Source organism: Moorena sp. SIO4A1, from assembly GCF_010672065.1.
In the GTDB taxonomy this organism is placed as follows: Bacteria; Cyanobacteriota; Cyanobacteriia; order Cyanobacteriales; family Coleofasciculaceae; genus Moorena.
Map to the genome: position 1 here is coordinate 1 of NZ_JAAHHX010000146.1, position 5,405 is coordinate 5,405.

The following is a 5,405-nucleotide window of genomic DNA, read 5'->3' on the forward strand; positions in this document are numbered from 1 at the left end:
CTGAGCATCTTGTCTGCGTTTGGGCGTCTGACCTTTCCGATCACCTGGTCGTTGACACGCCTCACCGAGTTGGTCATCGGGCGTGCAATGCCGGACGAGTCCAGCGCGACGCTCGGGAAGATAACCTCGGGGGAGATCGGCTACTTGGTGCAGCAGAAACAGATTTTGCATAAACGCGCCGATATTCAATCGCAGTTGAGACCACAGGGGTTCGTCATTGGGTTCAAATACAGCCCATTGGGTATTGCGATACAAGGTTTCTTCTAGGTACAGGGCTAGTCGGCGCACCGGGATGTATTTCCATTCCGAAGCCAGCATATCGTCTCCTTCCCTGGTGCGGGAACCCCAGACGATTCGACCCGCTGGTGGCATCACTCGCAAGCAGTTAATCCCTTTAGGGTTCAACTCGCCATTTTCAGGGTCAGTCAGGGGCACGCTGAGACCTGTAACTCCTTTTAATACGGCTTCCAAACCCGCTGGTGCTTTCCAAACTCCCCGGCTGGCATCCGTGCGGGCAAATACTCCCGCAATGGCTCCGCAGGCGGCAAATTCTTCTATTTGATTCTCTTTGAGGGGGTTGGGCATCATGAGGCGCGGGAAGAAGATCGCCCCATTGGTACTGACTGACCCAACTTGTTCTGAGTCATCAATCCCTTGTTTCGCTGTATTTTTATCGATCCACTCGCTAGGAGAGTCGATAATCATCATGGCACGGCGCTTCAGGCAATATCCCAAAGCCGCGTCAATTAAGCCTGAATCTATATTATTGTCATCGTTGTAGGGTGGGATGCATAGTAAGTTAAACAGGTCTGTATTCTCTAGGGCATAAAGTCCCTTTTTGGCTGTTTCCTTGTTATCAATGAATTCTGCTTGTGTGATCGCACTTCCATCTTCGCCTTGAGTCTCTACCTTATTTGAGTTAGCGTCGCTCCACAAATCACCCTCCAAAGGATCATTATTTGGCGTTGGAATAGGTATATCTGCTGTAATTCTTCCACTGTAACGCACCAGATTTGACTGGTTTTCGAGTACCTTATCTACCTGACGTGGGTGACCGTACTTTGCCGATACCTTGAGGAATGTTTCTACTTCCTCTGTCTCTCCGTCTCTTATATAGAGATTGAATAATTGCTCTGCTGTGTCTGTTTCCTGATCCGTAATGCTTTTGGGAAAAGTCCTGTCAACCCGCGCCCGGAGCTTGTTTCCCCATACTCCCGGGTTTGCAGCTACCAAATCAATTGTAGTTTCACTTTCTTTACCTGCCTTCAAGGTTGCTTCTGTTCCTTCCTTGTGCAGTCGAACAATCACCGCCTGACTTCCACCATTGTTGTAGAAATCCCGCACCGCGAAACTCATGGTACTATCATTCCACAATCCGCCAAATATGCGCTCGTATTCTCCGTAGTTATTAAGTAGGATTGGCTCATCGGTCGGTCCCCGTAATGCCCTACCGATAAACGCTGTGATTGAAGTGGCTACGCCTGTTATCGTGCGCACTCCTGAGGGAATTTCTTCTACATAGACCCCTGGATAGGTTGGTGTTACTGGCATTTTTCTCTCCTTTTTTGTTATGTAGGGTGCGTTAGGGGCGGACGAACTAATTTTAAACTTCAACCGCCGGGTTAGGTTGCTGCCCGTAACGCACCACCGGGTCAAACAACTGTAGGGTGCGTTAGGGGCGATCGCCCTAATTTTCCACAACGCCCGGGTTAGGTTGCTGCCCGTAACGCACCACCGGGTCAAACTGCCCTATCGTCAATTAACAATTAACAATTTTATTACGATTGTCCTGCTATCTGTTGGAATTTCAGAATCACAAATTCTGCTGGCTTCAAGGGTGCAAACCCGATCATGATATTAACTATACCCCGATCGATATCATACTGAGTTGTTGTTTCCTTGTCACACTTGACAAAATAAGCGTCCTTGGGGGAACTCCCTTGAAATGCTCCTTGGCGGAATAGATTATTCATGAAAGAACCAATACTCAGTCTTAACTGGGACCACAAGGGTTCGTCGTTCGGTTCAAATACGGCCCACTTGGTATTGCGATACAAGGTTTCTTCTAGGTACAATGCCAGTCGCCGTACCGGAATGTATTTCCATTCCGAAGCTAGCATGTCGTCTCCCACTCGGGTGCGCGAACCCCAAATAATCTTACCCGCTGGCGGTCTATTCCGCAAGCAGTTAATCCCTTTAGGGTTCAACTCTCCATTTTCCGGGTCTGTCAGAGGGACGCTGAGACCCGCCACTCCCCGCAAGACGGCATCCAAACCCGCTGGGGCCTTCCACACACCCCGTGTTGCATCCGTGCGGGCGAAGATTCCTGCCACAGCTCCACAGGCGGCAAATACTTCTATTTGATTTTCTTTGAGGGGGTTAGGCATCACCAGGCGCGGGAAGAAGACGGCTGCATTGGGACTAGTAGACCCCACTTCTCCATCAATTCCTGATTTTGCATCTTCCTTCTTTTTCCACCCGCTAGGAGAGTCGATAATCATCATGGCCCGGCGTTTTTCGCAATAGGTGATAGCGTCCTCAATTACCCCTGTTTCAACATCTAGTCCATCAGCCGTCTCTTTGTAGGGGGGGATGCACAGCAAGTTAAACAGGTCGGTGTTTTCCAGAGCATAAATTCCTGTTTTGTCCCCTTCTCCTTCAGTAAAGTTTGTACTTGTCAGCGGGTCACCATCTCCTGCATGGTCTATTGGTTTCACCCCATTTGAACACAGTTCGTACCACAAACCCTCAGCTCTGAATTTCTTTTTTTCTTCTTCTTGGGAGCCTGGGTCAATTTGGTCTTTTATTTCATCCCATGTGCTATCATATTCTTGTGGTCTAGCACTAGGCAATGTCCCAATTACCCGTACTAATTGTGAATCTTTTTCCAGTACTTTCTCAATGTATCGCGTTTCGCTTTTGTCAACAGATACATTCTGGAACGTTTCGACGTCTCCCGTCCCTCCATCCCTGACCGATAGATTGAATAACTTATCGTCTGTTATTCCATCATAGTCAACGCGAGCCCGCAATTCGTTGCCCCAAGACCCCTCGTTTGCTGCTTCCAGTAACAGTTCATTTTCTGTTCCTACTGATAGTTTTGCCTTCTGCCTGATCTGCAAGTCCGCAACTATTTTACCGATGTTTTTTATATAGTCATCTGTGCTGGTTAATTCATTGATCTCGATCGCCATCTGTTTGGCTACGTTCTCTGTCACTTTTTCTTCTGCGATTTCCCAAATATTAGGTTGGTCACCATTATCAGGATTTCCTATTTCTTCCCAAGCTGCTACAATTCCATCCTCTTTGTTACCTGCCTCTAAAATCGGCTCTACTGCTGACAACACTTCATTAAGTTCACTCTCAGTTTTAGCTTGCAGTTCTCCAGGATTAAACAGTCGAACAATTACCGCCTGACTCCCGCCATTAGTGTAGAAATCCCGTACCGCAAAACCCATGGTACTCTCATTCCACAACCCGCCAAATATGCGCTCGTATTCTCCGTAGTTATTAATTAGTATTTGCTCATCGGTCGGTCCCCGGAAGGATCGACCGATGAATGCTGTAATCGAAGTGGCTACTCCGGTTATTGTCCGTACCCCCGACGGAATTTCTTCTACATAAACTCCAGGATAAGTTGGTGTTACTGGCATTGTTTATACTCTTTTTTTTTAGTGTTAGTAATTGCTCTTGAGATAACGTTTCTAGGACTCATGAGGTACAGTTGTGTTTGAGGCCGCATCCCTTAAAACCCTATTGCCTATTGCCTTCCCCTCCTGGGAGGGGTTAGGGGTGGGTTCCTCTTGCCTTCACAGGAAAATTGCTATACATCCCGTCAACTGTCAACAACCACCTCACTTTCCACTAGCTGACCGTCATTTTCCGCTTCTGTGAACTGATTCAACTCTTCCTCAATAACCTGAATAGCACCGCTAATACGCAATAAGGTTTCCCGCAGACTCATTTGCTTGGTTTCATACTCAGCCAGGAGTTTTTGACCTGCCTCAAATTCAGCTTTGAGGGATTGGAGACGCTGTTCTAATTTCTCTTTCATGGTTGGTTTGTAGCTACTAACGTTTATATATACATTTGTAAATGTTCGTAGGGTGCGTTAGGGACGGGCGAGCCATTATTGTCTTGGTAGCCAGTTTTAGGACAATCCGTCCCGTAACGCACCATCTGATCTAGCAGGGCATAATACTCAGCATCAGCAACGCCCACCTAATCTGGAAATTATGTAATTACTCCTTATTCAGAGCCTGCAACTGTGTGATTTTAGTTTGCTGCTGTTTAACTTGCTTTGCCAGTTCCAAAATTTTCTTGTTTTGCTCCTTAATAGCTTCGATCAGAGGGGCAATAAGCTTAGAATAACTCATAGACTTCATCCCCTGGGAATCAGTGCTTACTAGTTCTGGAAATACTTTTTCTACCTCTTGGGCTACCAGTCCAATTTGTGTTTCTTGGCTAGGGTTTTGATCATCTTTCCATTGGTAGCTCACTCCCCGCAAACGTAGGATATTTTTAAGCCCGTTTTTTAGGGGCTTAACATTTTCTTTTAAGGTTGCATCACTAGTAGTAAGCACTGCGTCTGTAGTTCTTATTGTCCCATCCACGTCCAGTTTTACACCACCGTCAGAGTTTGGCACTTTCCCAATGCCAACAGCGCCAGTAGTCTGCAAAACAATATGATCGTCATCGTTATCAGAGGTTCCAATCTCAAAGGTAGTTTTTTCACCCTCTCTGACGTAGTATCGTATCCATGCTGCATCGCCAGAGCCTCCCCCAGGATCTTTTGGAAATAATATACCAGAGTCTGGTGTGTTCCCAGCAGCGGGCATGATCGCGCCACCGCTTACTTGCAGCTTTGCTTGCGGCGCTTCTGTTGTCCCAATACCGACAGCGCCAGTATGATCAATGAACATTTTCTGATCATCGTTGACACGAAAGCTAATTCCTATAGGTTCACCAGTGGCCGCACCAGAGATTTCCTGAGTTATTTCCTGATCCCATGCACCCACATTTAATGTCAGACATGCGCCACCTTGGATGTCTAGAGCATCCTGGATAGTTCCATCTTCCCTTACGTCATTGCCAACACCTATTGATAAACGGACGTGATCATTGGCTTCGATAAATTCTGGAACTACTGTACCCACTTGGGCACCAACATTAGCAGTCCGAGTCTTGGTATACTTACTGTTTTCCTTGAAGAAGATGTAAGCAAAATCGTTATTGTTGTTTTTTGATTTCCATTTAATTAATGACTTTGCTGTATTGTCAAAGGTTATATCGGTTTCATAAGTTTTTTGATATACTTTCAGAGCAATATTATTATTATTATTATGATCTCCACCAACTTGCACATCCCCCGACTCGACAAGCAGTCCCAACTGCTGAACATTATC

General features: G+C 46.5%; 5 protein-coding genes. All 5 read right to left on the reverse strand.

Going from position 1 to position 5,405, the window contains the following annotated elements:
- A partial coding sequence (locus tag F6K53_RS35040) for a phage tail sheath subtilisin-like domain-containing protein (protein WP_293083878.1) occupies positions 1–1,551 on the reverse strand: 1,551 nt, incomplete at its 3' end.
- Positions 1,552–1,778: 227 nt separating this feature from the next.
- Positions 1,779–3,653 (reverse strand): phage tail sheath C-terminal domain-containing protein, encoded by a 1,875-nt coding sequence (locus F6K53_RS35045; RefSeq protein ID WP_293083881.1) that lies wholly within the window; start codon positions 3,651–3,653, stop codon positions 1,779–1,781.
- A gap of 182 nt (positions 3,654–3,835) precedes the next feature.
- Complete coding sequence (locus F6K53_RS35050) at positions 3,836–4,054, reverse strand: hypothetical protein (protein ID WP_293083884.1); 219 nt, start codon at positions 4,052–4,054, stop codon at positions 3,836–3,838.
- Between the two features lie 23 nt (positions 4,055–4,077).
- Complete coding sequence (locus F6K53_RS35055) at positions 4,078–4,221, reverse strand: hypothetical protein (RefSeq protein WP_293083886.1); 144 nt, start codon at positions 4,219–4,221, stop codon at positions 4,078–4,080.
- 20 nt (positions 4,222–4,241) lie between these two features.
- The coding region (locus F6K53_RS35060; protein ID WP_293083889.1) for a tail fiber domain-containing protein at positions 4,242–5,405 on the reverse strand (1,164 nt) is incomplete at its 5' end.

Excerpts from the sequence above, each read along its gene's own strand:
- F6K53_RS35050 (WP_293083884.1), bottom strand. The coding sequence starts at position 4,054 with ATGAAAGAGAAATTAGAACAGCGTCTCCAATCCCTCAAAGCTGAATTT.
- F6K53_RS35045 (WP_293083881.1), bottom strand. The coding sequence starts at position 3,653 with ATGCCAGTAACACCAACTTATCCTGGAGTTTATGTAGAAGAAATTCCG.